The sequence below is a fragment of the Streptomyces sp. NPDC048411 genome, from assembly GCF_040704695.1.
Taxonomy (GTDB): Bacteria; Actinomycetota; Actinomycetes; order Streptomycetales; family Streptomycetaceae; genus Streptomyces.
The window spans coordinates 1-18,371 of record NZ_JBEZKL010000064.1 but is presented as its reverse complement, the minus strand read 5'-3'; the positions used below and the strand labels follow the sequence as shown (position 1 = coordinate 18,371).

Below are 18,371 nucleotides of genomic sequence, written 5' to 3'. Positions count from 1 at the left end.
CTACCCTGGTCACCGGCACCACCCTGGTCACCGGCACCACCCTGGTCGCCCGCACCACCCTGGTCACCGGCACCACCCTGGTCGCCCGCACCACCCTGGTCACCGGCACCACCCTGGTCGCCCGCACCACCCTGGTCGCCCGCACCACCCTGGTCGCCCGCACCACCCTGGTCACCGGCACCACCCTGGTCGCCCGCACCGTTGGTGGTGCCGCCCTGGTCGACGCCACCAGGTTCCCCGCCGTTACCACCGTCGGCATCGCCTGCGATGCCGACCTGGGCGTTGAGGGAGGCGTCACCGGCGTCCACGCCGATCCCGATACCGATACCGACGGCCGAAGCCGCACCGGCAGCGGTGAGCGAGGCACCCGCGGCGATTACCGCACCTGCGGCTATCCGCGCGACGCGGACCCGCGTCTTCTTGGTCATCTGCTGCTACCCCCAGTAGCTGTTCTCGTCAGTGGAGCAGCCATATGCGGGCTCACGGCTCTGCCGGGGGTTGCGCACTCGGCCGGGGCCACGTCGTGCCGTAGCCAAGCCGTCCTCCCCGTTCACACCCGTCCCAGACATACGCATGCTGCAGTAGCACCCTGTCCACAGATAAGGACTACGTCAAGCCCGTTCCGCGCAATGTGCACCGATTTGCGGCCGGTTGACCGTCATTCAGAATCACGACTGTGACGCAGTCACCATGGCACCCACGCAACTCGCAGCCCCAACTCCCCTTCCTGGGGCGGAATTCCGTGTGCCGGCCCGGCTATCGAGAACGGCGGCACCCGAACCCCTTGAGGGGCCCGGCACCGCCGTTCGTACGCTTCGGTGGTTACTTCTCCCGCTGCTTCCGCCAGCGGATGCCCGCCTCCAGGAAGCCGTCGATCTCGCCGTTGAAGACCGATTCGGGGTTGCCGATCTCGAACTCCGTGCGCAGGTCCTTGACCATCTGGTACGGGTGCAGGACGTACGAACGCATCTGGTTGCCCCAAGAGTTGCCGCCGTCACCCTTGAGCGCGTCCATCTTGGCCTGCTCCTCCTGGCGACGGCGCTCAAGGAGCTTCGCCTGGAGGACGTTCATCGCGGACGCCTTGTTCTGGATCTGCGAGCGCTCGTTCTGGCAGGAGACGACGATGCCGGTCGGCAGGTGGGTCAGGCGCACCGCGGAGTCGGTCGTGTTGACGCCCTGGCCACCGGGACCGGAAGAGCGGTACACGTCGACGCGGAGCTCGGACTCGTCGATCTCGATGTGGTCGGTCTGCTCGACGACCGGCAGCACCTCGACGCCCGCGAAGGACGTCTGGCGACGGCCCTGGTTGTCGAAGGGCGAGATCCGGACGAGCCGGTGGGTGCCCTGCTCGACGGAGAGCGTGCCGTAGGCATACGGAACCTGGACGGCGAAGGTGGTCGACTTGATGCCGGCCTCTTCCGCGTACGACGTCTCGTAGACCTCGGTCTTGTACCCGTGCCGCTCGGCCCAGCGGATGTACATGCGCTGGAGCTTCTCGGCGAAGTCGGCGGCGTCGACGCCACCGGCCTCGGCACGGATGTTGACCAGCGCCTCACGGGCGTCGTACTCGCCGGAGAGGAGGGTACGGACCTCCATCTCGTCGAGCGCCTTCTTGACGGACTCCAGCTCCCTCTCGGCCTCGGCGAGGGCGTCGGCGTCGCCCTCGTCCTCGGCGAGCTCGAAGAGAACCTCAAGATCGTCGATACGGCCGCGGAGGGCCTCGGTCTTGCGGACCTCGGCCTGGAGGTGCGAAAGCTTGCTGGTGATCTTCTGCGCCGCCTCCGGGTCGTCCCAGAGGGACGGCGCCGCCGCCTGCTCCTCGAGCGCGGCGATGTCCGCCCTCAGCGCTTCGAGGTCCAGGACGGCCTCGATCGACCCCATGGTCGAGGAGAGGGACTTCAGCTCTTCGGAAATATCGACGACTGCCACGGGTCCAGCGTAACGGCTGTCGGCTCGGACCATCCCCGGGCCGTCCTTTCCGCGGGGATCCGTGCGGTCACGGCACGGTTACGGAGCCGTCGGCACCGAGTTCTTCGTGTCCTGCGGGGTCGCGTCCGCGTCATCGCCGCCGAAGGCCAGCCAGCCGCCCACGCCCAGGGCCGCGCACAGCACCAGCGCCACCGCGCCCAGCGTGATGCGGCGCTTGCGGATCGCCGCCGACTTGTTCCGCGCCGAGCCCGGACGGGGCTGGCCCGGGGCGCGGGGGGCCCGGGCGGTGCCCCGAGGGCCGCCGGAGAGCTCGTCGGGGCCCGGGACACGCATGCTGGTGTGGGTGTCCCGGTTGGAGTCCGGGGAGGCGCCGGGGACCAGCGGGACCGCGCCACGACGGCGGGGTTCGTCGGGGGCCGGGGTGTACTGCTGCTCGTCATAGGGTTGCGGTTCCGGTTCGGTGCCCGGCTCGTCGACGTCCAGGGGCGGGATGCCGGCCAGGTGCGGGAGCTGCTCGCGCAGACGCGCCGCGAGCTCGGAGGCGCGCAGCCGGGAGGCCGGGGCCTTGGCCAGGCACTGCACCAGAAGCTGCCAGAGCTCCTCGGGGATGCCGGGAAGCGGGACCACTGTCTCCGTGACGTGGCGGCGCAGCACCGCGCCGGGGTGGCCGCCGCCGAAGGGCGTGAAGCCCGCGAGGAGCTCGTACAGCACCGTCGCGAGGGCGTAGATGTCGACGGCGGCGCGCGGCGGGAGGCCCTCGACGATCTCGGGGGCCAGATAGTCCGGCGTACCGATGATCTTCGTGGCCTTGGTACGGCGCGGGGTGTCGATCAGCTTGGCCACACCGAAGTCGGTGAGCAGCGCGGGGTGCGAGCCGCCGGGGCCGAGCGGTCCCTCCATGTCGAGCAGGATGTTCTCCGGCTTGACGTCGCGGTGGACCACTCCGGCGGCGTGCGCGGCCGCGAGGCCGTCCGCGACGTCCGCGACGATCGCGACCGCTGCCTCGGGGGCGAGCCGGCGCTCGCGGTCGAGGCGGGTGCGCAGATCCGTACCGCGTACCAGGTTCATGACCAGCGCCAGGTCGTTGCCGTCCACGACGAGGTCGTGGACGCCGACGATGTGCGGGTGGTCGAGCCCCAGCAGCGCGGTGCGCTCCTGCACGAAGCGTCCGACCAGCTCCTGATCGGACGCGAGGTCCTCGCGGAGCAGCTTGATGGCGACGGGGCCCTCAGGACCCTCGCCGAGCCACACCGTGCCGGCGCTACCGCGCCCCAGGATCTGGTGGGCGGTGTACCGGCTGCCGATATTCCGTGCCAAGACTGCTCCCTCAGCGGCTGGCGTTGGACCCCCGGTCGACAAAGTTACGCGGCGATCGGGGTGTTACGTGCCCTGGATGGCGCCAACCTTCACTTCTGCGGGCGAAATCGCTCCGCAGAAGTCGACAAAGCTACGAAGTTGGTGATGCGGGCTCTGTCAGCCACCACTGCTGCTGCCCAGTTTCGAGAGCCAGTGGGTGACGGAGGAGATCGCGTCGCCGATCGCTTGCCAGTAGCTCTGCCCCTGCCCGATCCAGTTCTGCAGCGGCGTCAGTTCCCAGATCAGCCAGCCCGCGACGAAGAGCAGCACCACCGTGAAGAGGCAGCCCTTGAGACAGCCGAGACCCGGGATCTTCATCGGGTTGGCGCTGCGCTGCCTCGGCTCGCGGGGCTGGCGCGGGGCCGGCCGCTGGGGCGCAGGCTGCTGCGGAGGTGCGTACTGCTGCTGCTGGGGGTGTTGCGGTTGCTGGCGGCGCTGGGGGTACTGCTGGGGCTGTTGCGGGTACTGCTGGTACTGCGGCGACTGCTGACGGTGCTGTGGAGCCTGCTGCGGCTGCTGGCGCTGCGGCCGACGGCGCAGCGGATCCTGGCCCGGATCGAGGTACTGGACCTGCGTCTGCTCATTGCGGTCGCGGGCCGCCTGCAGCTGGGACTGCCACGGGTGCGGGCCGTCGGGCTGCGGCGGGCCGTCGGGGCGCTGCGGTACGGGCGGCATGACCGCGGTCGGGTCGGCGTGCCCGCCCTGGCCCTGCCCCTGTCCGTACCCCTGGCCGGGTGAGTGCTGCATGACGCTGGTCGCCGCGTTCGGGTCGTACGCACCCGCATTGCTCGGCAGCACCTGCGTCGGGTCGGCCGCACCGGGGGTCTCCGGAACGGCTGCGGGCGCCGGGTCGGGCGCGAGCAGGGCGCCCACGCCGTCGGCGGCCGCGATCTGCGCCGAGGTGGCGTGCACACCGATGCCGGCTGCGACGGTACGCAGGCCGCGGGCCAGGTTCTCCGCGCTGGGCCGTCGGTCCGGGTCCTTGCTCAGGCAGCGCTCTATGACCGTCCAGAGCGGCGCCGGGACGGTGGTGGGGCGGCGGGGCTCCTCGCTGAGGTGCCGTTGCAGGACCTCGAGGGCCGTGCCGCCGGAGAACGGCGGGCGCCCGGTGACCAGCTCGTACAGCAGGATGCCCGCGCCGTAGATGTCGACGGCGGAGGTCTGCGGGCGGCCCTCGGCCGACTCCGGCGCCACATAGGCGGGCGTGCCGACGAACTCATGGGTCCGGGTCAGGCCCGGGGAATCGGCGAGCCGTGCGATGCCGAAATCGGTCAGCATCGGATGCATCTGGCCGTCGCGCTCGGACAGCAGGACATTCGCCGGCTTCAGGTCGCGGTGGACGACACCGTCGGCGTGGCTGGCGGCGAGCGCGTCCGCGATCTGGGCGGTGAGGAGCGAGGCGGCGACCGGGGTGAGCGGGCCGTTCTCGCGGAGGTAGCGGTGCAGGTCGGGTCCGTCGACCAGATCCATCACGAGGGCGAGGAGATCGCCCTCGACGACCAGGTCGCGGGTGCGCACGATGTTCTCGTGGGTGAGCCGCAGCAATACGGACCGCTCACGCAGGAACCGCATCACCACGTCCGCGTCGTTGGCGAGCTCCTCCTTGAGGACCTTGATGGCCACGGTCTCGCCGGGCTGGCCGGCGACGGCCGCCTCGGTGCCTGCGGTCTCCCGCTGGCGGGCGCGCCAGACGGTGCCCGTCGCGCCGCGTCCCAGCGGCTCTTCGAGCAGGTACTTGCTGCCTACCGGCCGCACGTCATGCGCTCCCTGCTGATCGTGGTGCTTACGGCCTCCCGGAGCCCTCCCCGGGAGTTTCCGGCCCACTCTAATGCCGCTCCGAGGGCTTCGAACGGGTCACCGGTCGGTCACCTTCCGGTCGTGGACGCGGTGTGGGCCATCGTGTCCGAAAGAAGACGCCCACACCGGACAGATGGTTGCCGCACACACGTGCGCCTGGCCGGTTTCCGATGGCTGCCCGGCTTCTATGCCCTGCTCCGGGTACCGCCCCAAGCAGGCACTTTTGGGTCCACAGCCGACCTTTCAAGATCACTTCGAGGTGGCCCCCGGGCATGTTGTCAGCGGCAGGTGCGAGGATGCCTCCAGCACGGAACTGTGGGGGCGGAGCCTCGCGGTACGTGACGACCTGTACCGGACGACGCGTCCGTGCCGGGTGGGGGGAATCACAGGGCGTTTCCCCTGCCGGGCACCCCGCGCAGAAGGGACCGCTGACGGCGATGCAGATCCGGCTGACCGTCCTCGCGCCGCGCAGCGGCCAGACCCCCGCGCGCGCCTGCGACGTGCTCGTCACCGCCCCCGCGGGGACGGCACTCGCCACCGTGGCCTCCAACCTGGCCGCCGCCGTCTCCGGGCCCGACGGCTCGCTCGGCGGCGGAGCGGTGGTGCTGTTCGCCGGCCGCGACCGGCTCGACGCGCAGCGGTGCGCGCTCGGCGAGCCACCACTGGTCGACGGCGCGGTGCTCTCGCTCCAGGTCCCCGGGGAGGACGAGGCGGCGGCAGACGCCGTTCCGGCGCAGTTGCACGTGGTCGCGGGGCCTGACGCGGGCGGCGTCCATCTGCTGCACGGCGGACAGATACTGATCGGCCGGTCCGCCGACGCGGACGTCCCGCTCGACGACCCGGATGTGTCCCGGCTGCACTGCGCGGTGACGGTCTCCGAGAACGGCGCGGTCTCGGTCGCCGACCTGGGCTCCACGAACGGCACCTCGCTGGACGGTACGGAGGTCCGCGACCGCCCGGTCCGGCTGCGACCGGGCGCGCTGCTGCGGCTCGGCGAATCGACGCTCCGGCTGACGCCGGGCTCGCCCACGCCGTCGCTGGCGACTGCGCCGGACGGCGAGGGGCATCTGCGGGTCGCACGGGCGGCGGGCGGGAACCTCTCGGAGGAACCGGACGGGTACGCCACCGGTCATGCGTACAGCGCGGGCGGCGCACCCGTTGCGTACGCGGACGGCACACCGGCCGGGTCCGACGACGGGGGCGCACGGGGCACCGCCCGGCGGGCGTCCGGCCGGCTCCCGGACGACGAGACACCCCGGCGCGGCGGAATAGGGGCCTGGGCGCGCCGGCTGGCGGGGAACAAGGGCGAGCCGGTGCACGAGGCGGCGCCCGACGAGGCGGGGGCGGTGGGCCTGCCGGGCCCGCTCGCGTCCGTACCGCGCCCCCGCTCGTCCTCGGCGGGGACATGGCCCGACCCGGCGGCCGTGCTGCTCACCGCGCTCGGGCCCGGACCCCGGCTGTGGGAGCGCGACGCCGAGCACCCTGAGGCGCTCGTGGTCCGGCTCGGCACCACGGACCGGGCGGAGCTGCCCGCCGTGCCGGTGACCGTGGGACTTCGGGAGGCCGGTTCGCTGGGGCTCGCCGGTCCGCGGGAGCGGCTGGCCGGGCTCGCCCGCTCGACGGTGGCACAGCTCGCCGCGCTGCACTCCCCGGCCGACCTGGAGATTGTGCTCATCAGCACGGACCGTGCCCGCAGCACCGACGAGCGCAGGCGCGCGTGGGCGTGGCTCGGCTGGCTGCCCCATCTGCGGCCGATGCACGGACAGGACTGCCGGCTGCTGCTCGCGTACGACCGTGAGCAAGCGACGGCGCGCACGACGGAGCTGGTGCGTCGGCTGGACGACGGGCCGCTCGGCACCGGCTGGGCCAGCGTCGACCGGAGCACGGTCGCCGAGACCGCCCGGCGGTACAAGGGGCCGTTCACCGTGGTGATCGTCGACGGCGACCCCGGATCCGCGGTACTGCGCGAGACCACGGCACGGCTGGCCGCCGCGGGTGCGGCGGCCGGGATCCATCTGATCTGTCTGGCCGAGACGCCGGCCGCATCACCCACCTCGCCTGTCGCGGCGACATACGAGGCCGCCTGCCATGCGTCGATCGCGTTCCGTGAATGCGGAGCGGTGGGGATGCTGAGCGGCGACGTGGCGACGGCACTGCGGCTGCTGCGCACCGTCGGCGGACAGGCCGCGGGCCACGGCACGGTGGCCACGGTGGACGCGGTGTCGGCGGCGTGGGCGGAGCGGTTCGCGCGGGCGCTGGCACCCCTGCGGACGGAGGGTCCGGCGACGGCGGCCGGCCGCCCGCCGGCAGCAGCCCTCCCCCGGTCCGCCCGTCTGCTGGACGAACTGGGCCTGGCCAGAGCCACCCCGGCCTCCCTGATGGCCCGCTGGGCCTCGACCTCCGAGACCCAGCCGGGGGCGACGGTGCGTGGGTCGGGGGGCTGGAGCGGCGGTGCCGGCGGGACCGTTTCCGGCGGTGCCGGCGATCCGGAGGCGGCAGCCGTGGACGCCCGCGGTTCGGGCCGTACGACATACCCGGGCAGCGCGGGCCCTCGCGTGGGGGCACAGCGCACGGTGCCGGTCCCGGGCCCGGCGGATGCCGGCGCCCAGGGGTCCGATGAGGACCACGGACCGGGGTCCGGGCGCACCCCATATCCCGGCAGCGAGCCGTCCGGCTCGGGCCGTACGGCGTACCCGGGAAGTGAATCCGCCGGTTCCGGCCGCACGCCGTACCCGAACGGTGAGACGTCCGGCACATGGGGCCGCACGCCGTACCCCGGTTCGGCGAACGACACGCACGCAGGCACGTCCCGGCATGCGTTCAGCCGCGACGAGGGCCGTTCAGCGGCCGGTTCGGGCCGCACCGCGTACTCGGGTGCCGACACTCCTGGCTCGGGCCGCACCCCGTACCCGGGGACGGACAACCAGGGTTCCGGCCGCACCCCCTACTCGGGCACAGACACCCCCGGCTCAGGCCGCACCCCCTACCCGGACACCGACTCGTCCGGGTCGAGCCGCACCCACCACCCCGCCGCGCCCGCACCTCGCGTCGGTGCACAGCGTTACGGCAGCGCGTCCGGCGACGCCGCCGGCTCCCGTGCCGTTCCCGGGGCGGAGCATGCAACAGCCGCCGGCACGGCCACGGCCGCCACCGCCGCGCCCGGCGCCGCAACCTCGCCGCCTCCCGCCCCCGCCTTCGCAGGGCGGCCCGTCGTCGTTCTCGGTGCCGGGCCCCGGGGTGCGGTCAGTGTCGATCTGGCCGATGAAGGGCCCCACCTCCTCATCGAGGGCCCGGCCGGCAGTGGACGTACGGAGTTGCTGCGAGCCGTCGCCGCCTCGCTGGCCGCTGCCGCGCGTCCCGACCGGCTCGGCATCCTGCTGGTCGACGGAGCCGGTGGTGAGCGCGGCGAAAGCCTGCACCCCTGCGCGGAACTCCCGCATGCGTTCACGCATTTGGTCGCCTCCGATCCGGTCAGAATGCGCGAGTTCGCCCAGGCCCTGGGTGGCGAACTGAAGCGGCGGGCCGAGCTGCTCGGTCAGCTGGACTTCAACGACTGGCATGCCCGGCACGACGTGGCGCAGCAGACGGTCGGCCGACGCGCCCCCAGCGCCGCCGAGCAGCGCGGTGACCTGGACCCGGCGATGAGCGGCACGCTCCGGCTGCGGCCCGCCGCCGCGCGGTCCGCGGATCCCGGTCCGTCGCCGCTGCCCCGGCTCGTCGTACTGGTCGACGACTTCGACGCCCTGGTCGCCCCCGCGCTCGGCAGCCCGGGACGGCCCGCCGCCGGTTCGGTCGTACGGGCGCTGGAGTCCGTCGCCAGGGACGGTGGCCGGCTGGGCGTGCATCTGGTCGCGACGTCCGCCCGCGCCGACCGCACGGAGGACACGGAGCTTGCCCGTGGGGCGCGGCTGCGCGCGGTGCTCGACGCACCCGTCGCCACACCCTCGCCGGAGGATCCGGCTCCCGGCCGCGGTCGGCTGGGGCATCCGGACGGGCGGGTGACGCCGTTCCAGGGCGGCCGGGTCACGGGCCGCATTCCGCGCACCGCGACCCTGCGACCCACCGTCGTCCCACTGGAGTGGGAGCGGATGGGCGATCCGCCGACCCGGCGCCCGGTCCGGGAACTGGGCAACGGGCCGACGGACCTGGCGCTGCTGGCCAGCGCGCTGGAGCGGGCCGCCCGTTCGGTGAACGCCGAGCGAATAGCTCCACTCGTGCCCTACCACTCCTGAGGCGTCCTCGCCCCGGTCGCCGGTGCGTCCTCGATCCCTCCCATGACCTCAAAGGCATGGGAGGGACCGCCTCGACGGGCTTTAGAGGAGCTCACAAAATGGGCGCCCGGCTCGCGACGCCTGGCACGCACGCTCGCCGCGTTGCCGAAATGCCCTAGTAGCTCCTTCCCCAAGCTCTCAGCTTCGTTCGAGCAGGGGAGACCCCATCCGAGGACATTCCGACGCCTTGCGATCGCACGCACCAGACGCCGCAAGCTGATCGGACTCCCATTTTGTGAGCTCCTCTCATCCGCAAGCCCGTACGACGAACCGAAGAAGACTGACTTCACGTCACGAGCCCATCACAATCGATCAGTTGGAGCTGAAAGCGGTATTGCGGCGTCCGCGCACCGGGCGTAGGACTGGTGCGCACAGGACGACCTGATGGACGAGCGGCACCGCCGACCGACCGGCGGTCCCACCCGTCCGTTCACGCGCACAGGAGAGACGGGGCAGCGATGCGCACAACGCTTCGGATTCGCAGGGCCGCGATGGTGTTCACCGCCGTCGGCGCACTGGCCCTCACCGGCTGCGGCGACGACGGCGGCAGCGGAAAGGGAAAGACGGGCGGAGGGTCCGGCAGTGACGAGCCGAGCTCCTCGGCCGTCGCACTGCCCAAGCTGGACGGCGAGAAGATCTCGGTCGCGGCCGTCTGGACCGGACCCGAGCAGGCCAACTTCATGAAGGTCCTCAAGGAGTTCGAGAAGCGCACGGGCGCCACGGTCACCTTCGTCCCGGCGCAGGACCCGATCGTCAACTTCCTCGGTACGAAGGTCGCGGGGGGCCAGCCGCCGGACGTCGCGATGATCCCGCAGGTGGGTGCGATCAAGCAGGCTGTGGAGAAGAAGTGGGCCAAGCCGGTCGGCGCCGATGCGAAGGCGCAGCTGGAGAAGAACTACGCGAAGGTCTGGCAGGACCTCGGCGCGGTGGACGGCACCCAGTACGGCGTCTACTTCAAGGCCGCCAACAAGTCCCTGATCTGGTACAACGCCAAGGCGTTCGAGAACGCGGGGGCGAGTGAGCCGAAGACCTGGAAGGACTTCATGGCGACGGCCGAGACGGTCTCCGCCTCGGGTGTCACCCCGGTCTCGGTCGGCGGCGCGGACGGCTGGACGCTCACCGACTGGTTCGAGAACATCTATCTCTCCCAGGCGGGCCCGGAGAAGTACGACCAGCTGGCGCAGCACAAGATCAAGTGGACTGACCCGTCCGTCAAGGACGCGCTGACGACGCTCGCCGAACTCTTCGGCAAGCCGTCCCTGATCGCGGGCGGCGCCGACGGTGCTCTGCAGACGGAGTTCCCGGTCTCGGTCACCCAGACCTTCACCGGCGGTGACCAGCCGAAGGGCGCCATGGTCTTCGAGGGCGACTTCGTCGGCGTCAACATCGCACAGACCAAGGCGAAGATCGGCACGGACGCCAAGGTGTTCCCGTTCCCGGCGGTCGGCGCCGAGTCGCCCGTGGTGACGGGTGGCGACGCGGCAGTGGCGCTGAAGGACAGCAAGGGTGCCCAGGCCCTGCTGACCTGGCTGGCCTCGGCCGATGCCGCGAAGATCTGGGCCGAGCAGGGCGGGTTCATCTCGCCGAACAAGTCCCTGGACACCGCCGCGTATCCGAACGAGGTGCAGCGCACCATGGCGAAGGCGCTGATCGCGGCCGGTGACGCCGTCCGGTTCGACATGTCCGACCAGGCCCCGCAGTCGTTCGGCGGGACGCCCGGGAAGGGCGAGTGGAAGACGCTCCAGGACTTCCTGAAGAACCCGAAGGACATCGCGGGGACCCAGGCGAAACTGGAGTCCGACGCGGCCAAGGCGTACAAGAGCTGACGGGATGACGACAGCGACAGCGGGGGGCGCCGACGCGGTGCCCGCCGCCGACAAGCGTCCCCCCGGGCGCTCCGGGCGCCCTGATCCCACAAGCCCGCGCCGGAGCGTGACCGGCACCCGGAAGATCATCGCGACGCTCTTCCTGCTGCCCGCGCTGGTGCTGCTCGGTGCGCTCGTGGTCTATCCGATCGTGTACTCCGTCTACCGGTCGTTCTTCGACCAGGCGGGTACGGGCTTCGCCGGCCTCGACAACTACAAGACGCTGTTCACGGACGACACCATCCGCACAGCGGTCAAGAACAACGCGATCTGGGTCGTGTTCGCACCGACGATCTCCACCGCGCTGGGGCTGATCTTCGCGGTGCTGACCGAGCGGATCCGCTGGGGCACGGCGTTCAAGCTGATCGTCTTCATGCCGATGGCGATCTCGATGCTGGCGGCGGGCATCATCTTCCGGCTGGTGTACGACCAGGCGCCGGAGCGGGGGGTCGCCAACGCCGTCTGGGTGGGCGTGCACGACACGTTCGCGGACTCGGCCGGCTATCCGAAGGCGCATCCGCTGCCGGTCCATCCGCTGAAGGCGGGCGGCGGCGGGTCGTTCGTCACGAAGGCGCCGGTACGGGCCGGTGTACCCGTGCGATTGCCGCTGGTCGGTGTGGCGCCCGCGAAGATGCCGACGGACGCGAAGCCGGCGAAGGCAGCCCCGACGGAGTCCGGGAAGGTCACCGGCACCGCGTGGCTGGACTTCACCAAGGGCGGCGGCGGCAAGCCCAATGTCGTCGACGCCAAGGAACTCGGCCTCAAGGGGCTGAAGATCGAGGCGGTCAAGGACGGCCAGGTGGTCGGCTCGGCGACGGCGTCCGCGGACGGTACGTTCACCCTGCCCGCCTCCGCCGAAGGCGCCCTGCTCAGGCTTCCCGCATCGAACTTCAGGGAGCCGTACAACGGGGTCGAGTGGCTCGGCCCGTCCCTGGTGACGCCCGGGATCATCGGGAGTTACGTCTGGATGTGGGCGGGCTTCGCCATGGTGCTGATCGCGGCGGGCCTTGCGGGTCTGCCGCGTGAACTCCTCGAAGCGGCCCGGGTGGACGGGGCGAATGAGTGGCAGGTGTTCCGCCGGATCACCGTGCCGATGCTCGCGCCCGTCCTGGCGGTGGTGCTGGTCACCCTGATGATCAACGTGCTGAAGATCTTCGATCTGGTCTTCATCATCGCGCCGGGCTCCTCCCAGGACGACGCGAACGTCCTCGCGCTGCAGCTGTACCGGTCCTCGTTCGGCACGGACGCGGATCTCGGGATCGGCAGCGCCATCGCCGTACTGCTGCTGCTGCTGGTGATCCCGGTGATGATCTTCAATATTCGCCGGATACGGAAGGAGGGGCGCCGATGACCACCCCTACGGCGAAGGCGACGCAGTCCCTCGGCTCACGGATCGCGGCCCGCACCGGCGGCGGCGCGATGCGCGTCTTCCTCGTCCTGGTCGGCCTGTTCTGGCTGATGCCGACCATCGGGCTGCTGCTCTCCTCGTTGCGCGGCGCCGACGACATCGCGGCGACCGGCTGGTGGAAGGTCTTCACCGCCCCGTCCGAGCTCACCTTCGACAACTACAGCCGGTTGCTGGACAATTCGACCATCACCCACTCCCTGCTGAGTACGGTCCTGATCACCGTGCCCGCCACGGTCCTGGTCGTGGTGATCGGTTCACTGGCCGGGTACGCCTTCGCCTGGATGGACTTCCCCGGCCGCGACTGGTGGTTCCTGCTGGTCGTCGGGTTGCTGGTGGTCCCCGTGCAGGTCGCCCTCGTCCCGGTCTCCAAGCTCTTCGGCGAAATCGGGATCTTCGAGACGACCTTCGGCGTGATTCTCTTCCACACCGCCTTCGGGCTGCCGTTCGCGATCTTCCTGCTGCGGAACTTCTTCGCGGAGATCCCGCGTGAACTCCTGGAGGCGGCACGGCTCGACGGGGCCGGCGAGATCCGGCTCTTCACCCGGGTCGTGATGCCACTGGGCGGTCCTGCGATCGCCTCGCTGGGGATCTTCCAGTTCCTCTGGGTGTGGAACGACATGCTGGTCGCCCTGATCTTCGCGGACTCCGACTCCCCGCCGATCACCGTGGCGCTGCAGCAGCAGGTGCGGCAGTTCGGCAACAATATCGATGTGCTGGCGCCCGGCGCCTTCGTCTCGATGGTGATTCCGCTCGCGGTGTTCTTCGCCTTCCAACGCCAGTTCGTCTCCGGCGTGATGGCGGGCGCGGTCAAGTAACCGCACGCCGAACCGACCGCAGTCCACCCGCTGTACGTCACCGTGGGGCGGGTCCCGTTACCCATGACGGGACCCGCCCCACCTGCCACTTCGCGCGAATGCCACGTTCGGCGTAACTTTCCCACCCCATCGGTCGTTTGCGGACCATCCGCCCGCGCCAGCGAACGACCCATGGATGTGTTGTGCCCCGGTTCAGTGTCATCGTGCCCGCGTACCGGGTTCAGGCGTATCTGGACGAGAGCCTGGACTCGGTGCTGACCCAGTCCTTCGAGGACTTCGAGATCATCGCGGTCGACGACTGCTCCCCCGATTCCTGCGGCGCGATCATCGACGGGTTCGCCGACCGCGACAGCCGGGTACGGGCCCTGCACCTGCCGGAGAACGTGGGTCTTGGCCCCGCCCGCAACGCCGGGATCGCGCAGGCCACCGGCGACTATCTGATCTTCCTGGACAGCGACGACACCCTCGCCCCCGGCGCCCTGCGGGCCATCGCCGACCGGATCGGGAAGACCGGCGAACCGGACGTCCTGGTCTACGACTACGCCCGGACATACTGGACCGGCGAGAGCGTACGCAACACGCTCGCGGAGCATCTCGCCGAGACCGGCCCTGTCACGTTCACGCTCGCCGACCGGCCCGGACTGCTGAAGGTCCTGATGGTCGTCTGGAACAAGGCGTACCGCCGAACGTTCGTCGAGGCCGAGGGATTCACCTTCCCGCCCGGCTACTACGAGGACACCCCCTGGACCTACCCGGTGCTGATGGCCGCCGGTTCGATCGCGGTCCTCGACCAGGTGTGCGTCGGCTACCGGCAGCGGCGTCAGGGCAACATCCTCTCCACCACCAGCCGCAAGCACTTCGACATCTTCGACCAGTACGACCGTGTCTTCGCGTTCATCGATGCCCGCCCCGCACTCGCCGTGTGGCGGCCGGTCATCTTCCGCAGGATGCTCGACCACTTCTCGACGCTGTTCACCACCCCCGGCAGGCTGCCGCGCGGCAGCCGCACCGAGTTCTTCCGCCGGGCCCGCGCCCACTGCGCCCGCTATCGCACCCCTGGCGCCCCCGTCCCGTGCCGCACCCGGCTGCGCCACGGACTGATCCGGGTCGGCGCCCACCGCACGTACCGTGCCCTGTGGTCCGCGAAGCTGCTGCGCGGGCGGCTGCGCCGGCTCACCGGGACGGTGCGCCGGATGGCGCGGGCCGCCTCGCTCCAGGCCTATTACCGCATCCAGCTGCGGCTGCCGGTCCGCGCGGACCGGGCGGTGTTCGCCGCGTACTGGCACCGCGGCTACGCCTGCAACCCGGCGGCGATCGAGGCCAAGGCCCGCGAACTGGTGCCCGGGCTGCACACGTCCTGGATCTGCCGCCCCGAGGACGCGCACACCGTCCCCACCGGGACCCGTCCGCTCGCCCCGGGGACGTACCGCTACTGGCAGGCTCTCGCCCGCTCCAAGTACCTGGTGAACAACGTCAACTTCGACCGGCGGCTGGTGAAGCGGCCCGGCCAGGTGCTGCTCCAGACCCATCACGGCACCCCGCTGAAGATGATGGGCCTGGACCTTCGGGACCGTCCCGCGGCTGCCCACTCCATGGACTTCGAGCGGCTGCTCGCCAACGTCGACAAGTGGGACTTCTCCCTCTCCGCGAACCGGCACTCCACCCTCGTATGGGAGAAGGCGTATCCGTCGGGATCCGCCGGCTGCACGACGCTCGAGTACGGCTATCCGCGCAACGACCTCTTCCAGCGGGCCACCGCCGCCGATGTGGCGCGGCTGCGCGAGTCGATCGGCGTCCCCGAGGGCGCCATCGCCCTGCTGTACGCCCCCACCCACCGTGACTACCGGCGCACCCAGCACCTCGGCCTCGACCTGGAGCGGGTTGTCCGGGAGCTCGGTCCGGGCTTTGTGATCCTGGCCCGCGCGCACTACTCGTACGAGGCTCCGCTGGTCCGCGAGCCGCACCCGCGGATCATCGACGTCAGCGGCCATCCGTCGGTCGAGGCGGTCGCGCTCGCCTCCGACGCCCTGGTCACGGACTACTCGTCGCTGATGTTCGACTACGCCAATCTGGACCGGCCCATCGTCATCCACAGCAGCGACCGGGAGGCGTACGAGGCGGCCCGGGGCACCTACTTCGACCTGCACTCCTGCCCGCCGGGCGCGATCGCGCACAGCGAGGACGAGCTGCTCGACATCTTCGCCACCGGCCACTGGCGCGGCTCCCGCTCCGCGCAGCTGCGGGCTGCGTTCCGGGCGCGGTTCTGTCCGTACGACGACGGGTACGCGGCGGAGCGGGTGGTGCGCCGGGTCTTCCTGGGCGACACCGACGTGCAGGTGACCGCGGTCCCGCCGGCGGAACAGCGACCGGTGCCCGTCGTCGTACCGCCGCCCGCCACGGATCCGTGATCGCCGGCCGTCCCCGCGGCCACGGGTTCCGGGTCCGCTCCGGCGGACCGGCAGGCGGCGCCCACCGAGCGCGGCCTCGCCGGGGCGCAGTCCGTCAACGGGACCTGACCGCCGTCCCTCCTCCCACCCTTGCCCCCACTGTGCCAGTGACCGAGAAAGAGCGTGTATGCCCCGGCTGAGTGTCATCATCCCCGTCCGTCGCGCCCGCGGACATCTGCGCGAGTGCCTGGAGTCGGTGCTCTCGCAGTCGTTCACAGAGATCGAGGTGATCGGTGTCGATGACGGGGCGCCGGACGGCTCGGGACTGCTGCTCGATGAGTTCGCCGACCGGGACGACCGGGTGCAGGCCGTCCACCTCCCGGCGGACGAGGGTGCGGGCGCCGCCGGTCGGCGCAACGCCGGGGCGGAGCGGGCGCTCGGCGACTACCTCCTCTTCCTGGAGGGCAACTTCGTCCTGTTGCCGGGCGCGTTGCAGGCCGTCGCCGACCGGCTCGATGCCACGGGCGACCCTGACCTGCTGCTGTTCGGCCACCACAAGCGGCCGTTCCGCGGCCGTCCCCAGCCGACCCGGTCGCTGGAGTTGCTGTGCGAACTGCCCGCGGGCCGGCTCACCCTCGCCGAGCATTTCGGGCTTCTCGACATCGCCCCGGTCTCCTGGAACCGGGCCGTGCGCCGCAGCCTCCACGAATCGGAGAAGCTGGCCTTCGGACCGGGACAGCACGGAGAGCGGATGTACGCGCTCCAGACACTGGCCGCCGCCGCATCGGTCGCCGTTCTGCCGCTCGCCTGTGTCGAACACCGCCGGCAGCGCTATCTGCCGGATCTTGCCGACGAGGCGGAGCCGACGAACGGCACGACGCCGCTCCAGCTCGTGGAGGCGTACGCCGGGTTGATGACGTTCCTCGGGGAACGGCCGGTGCTGCACCCGCTGCGGGCCCTGCTCTTCGACCGGGCCGCCCAGGAACTCCTCGGCGGGTATCCGTCGGTGAAGCGGCGCCGCAGGCGGTACGTACGGTCCGTGGCCGCGTTCCACCGTACGCACCGGCCCGAGGAGCACCGGTTCCCCGGCGGCGCCAAGGGACTGCGGCCGCGGCTGATCGGCGCCGGCCGGTACGTGGCGCTCGGCGCCCTCGACACCGTGCTCGCCCTGCGCCGGGGTGCGCGCTCCGCACCCGCCGCACTCCGCGCACGGGCCAAGCGCACGCTGTCCGCGCGCTACTACTGGTACCAGCGCAGACGCCCGCTCGACCGCGGGCTCGCCGTCTACGCCGCGTACTGGAACCGCGGCGTCAGCTGCAATCCTGAAGCGATCTTCCGCAAGGCCCAGGAGCTGGCTCCCGGAGTGCGCGGGGTGTGGGTGGTGTCGAAGAACCAGGTGGACACGGTGCCGCCCGGCATCGACCACGTGGTGCCGGGGACCCGCCGCTACTGGGCGCTGCTGGCCCGCGCCACGTACTTCTTCAACAACGTCAACTTCCCCGACCACCTGGTCAAACGCCCCGGCCAGATCCATGTCATGACCCACCACGGCACCCCACTGAAAATCATGGGCCTGGACCAGATGGAGTATCCGGCGGCGGCGCAGGGCCTGAACTTCGACCGGCTGCTCCAGCGGGTCGACCGGTGGGACTGGAGTGTCTCCGCCAACCCGCACTCCACGGAGGTGTGGGCCCGCGCCTACCCGAGCGCCGCGCGCTCGCTGGAATCCGGCTACCCGCGCAATGACGTCCTGACGACCGCCACGGGCGCGCAGATCGCGAAAATCCGGGCCGGGCTCGGTATCCGGCCCGGGCAGCGCGCCGTGCTGTACGCGCCGACGCACCGCGACTACGAGGCGTCGTTCACCAGCCGGATCGATCTGGAACGGCTCGCCGACGCGCTCGGCCCCGGCACCGTGATCATGGTCCGCGCGCACTACTTCTACGACGGTGCGGGGCTGCCGGACCGTCCGACGCTCCTCGATGTCTGCGAGCATCCGCGGATCGAGGAGCTGTGCCTGGCGGCCGACGCGCTGGTGACGGACTACTCGTCGGTGATGTTCGACTACGCGGCGCTGGACCGCCCCATCGTGGTGCACGCCCCGGACTGGGAGACGTACCGCACGGTCCGCGGGGTCTGCTTCGATCTGCTGTCCGGGGCGCCGGGCGACACCCCCGGGGCGGTCTCCACCAGTACGGAGGAGCTGGCCCGGATCTTCCTCGACGGCAGCTGGGACAGCGCGGAGAGCGGGGCGCTGCGAGCGGCGTTCCGGGCGCGGTTCTGTCCGTACGACGACGGGCACGCGGCGGAGCGGGTGGTGCGGGCGGTGCTGCTGGGGGAACCGGTGGCGCCCGGCGGGCGTCTGCCATCGATCGCCGGACGGGCTTGATCGTCCCGCCCGGCGAGGGGGTCCCTCCCACGCCGGGCGCCCATTTTGTGAGCTCCTCTTAGGGCCTGTTCTGAGTTCCCCGTCGTCCGCGCGAAGCGCGGGCGCAGCGGTGGTCGGTGCGTGCGATCGGCGTGCGGTGTCGCAGGTCATGTGG

The 18,371-nt window shown here is 71.3% G+C and carries 9 protein-coding genes and 1 pseudogene; 6 read left to right on the top strand and 4 right to left on the bottom strand.

The genetic code is table 11. The features are described from left to right. The 4 genes and pseudogenes from AB0915_RS22335 to AB0915_RS22320 form a co-directional block, all read right to left on the bottom strand. Positions 1 to 428 (bottom strand): annotated as a pseudogene (locus tag AB0915_RS22335) (hypothetical protein); the annotation flags it as partial. Between the two features lie 394 nt (positions 429 to 822). Beyond that, positions 823 to 1,929 carry a peptide chain release factor 2 gene (prfB, locus tag AB0915_RS22330; RefSeq protein WP_366692748.1) on the bottom strand — a complete coding sequence of 369 codons (1,107 nt, stop codon included), beginning with the start codon at positions 1,927 to 1,929 and terminating at the stop codon, positions 823 to 825. 78 nt (positions 1,930 to 2,007) lie between these two features. Continuing rightward, positions 2,008 to 3,246 carry a serine/threonine-protein kinase gene (locus AB0915_RS22325; RefSeq protein WP_366692747.1) on the bottom strand — a complete coding sequence of 413 codons (1,239 nt, stop codon included), beginning with the start codon at positions 3,244 to 3,246 and terminating at the stop codon, positions 2,008 to 2,010. Between the two features lie 156 nt (positions 3,247 to 3,402). After that, a complete protein-coding gene (locus tag AB0915_RS22320; protein ID WP_366692746.1) occupies positions 3,403 to 5,040 on the bottom strand; it encodes a serine/threonine-protein kinase in 1,638 nt (545 codons plus the stop codon). A 479-nt stretch (positions 5,041 to 5,519) separates the two neighbouring features. Between AB0915_RS22320 and AB0915_RS22315 the strand changes: the two genes are divergently transcribed. The 6 genes from AB0915_RS22315 to AB0915_RS22290 all read left to right on the top strand — a co-directional run bounded on the left by AB0915_RS22315 (position 5,520) and on the right by AB0915_RS22290 (position 18,217). Beyond that, positions 5,520 to 9,314, top strand: coding sequence for an FHA domain-containing protein (locus AB0915_RS22315; protein WP_366692745.1), 3,795 nt, complete (start codon positions 5,520 to 5,522; stop codon positions 9,312 to 9,314). Between the two features lie 497 nt (positions 9,315 to 9,811). Next, positions 9,812 to 11,179, top strand: a complete 1,368-nt coding sequence (locus AB0915_RS22310) for an ABC transporter substrate-binding protein (protein WP_366692744.1) — start codon at positions 9,812 to 9,814, stop codon at positions 11,177 to 11,179. A gap of 4 nt (positions 11,180 to 11,183) precedes the next feature. Continuing rightward, the gene (locus tag AB0915_RS22305) at positions 11,184 to 12,569 is read left to right on the top strand and encodes a sugar ABC transporter permease (RefSeq protein WP_366692743.1); all 1,386 of its coding nucleotides are present in this window, start codon (positions 11,184 to 11,186) and stop codon (positions 12,567 to 12,569) included. Next, positions 12,566 to 13,441, top strand: coding sequence for a carbohydrate ABC transporter permease (locus AB0915_RS22300; protein ID WP_366692742.1), 876 nt, complete (start codon positions 12,566 to 12,568; stop codon positions 13,439 to 13,441). The genes AB0915_RS22305 and AB0915_RS22300 overlap by 4 nt, the downstream gene beginning before the upstream one ends. Before the next feature lie 182 nt (positions 13,442 to 13,623). Continuing rightward, positions 13,624 to 15,849, top strand: coding sequence for a bifunctional glycosyltransferase family 2 protein/CDP-glycerol:glycerophosphate glycerophosphotransferase (locus AB0915_RS22295; protein WP_366692741.1), 2,226 nt, complete (start codon positions 13,624 to 13,626; stop codon positions 15,847 to 15,849). Between the two features lie 166 nt (positions 15,850 to 16,015). Beyond that, the gene (locus AB0915_RS22290; protein WP_366692740.1) at positions 16,016 to 18,217 is read left to right on the top strand and encodes a bifunctional glycosyltransferase family 2 protein/CDP-glycerol:glycerophosphate glycerophosphotransferase; all 2,202 of its coding nucleotides are present in this window, start codon (positions 16,016 to 16,018) and stop codon (positions 18,215 to 18,217) included. Positions 18,218 to 18,371: the final 154 nt, after the last annotated feature.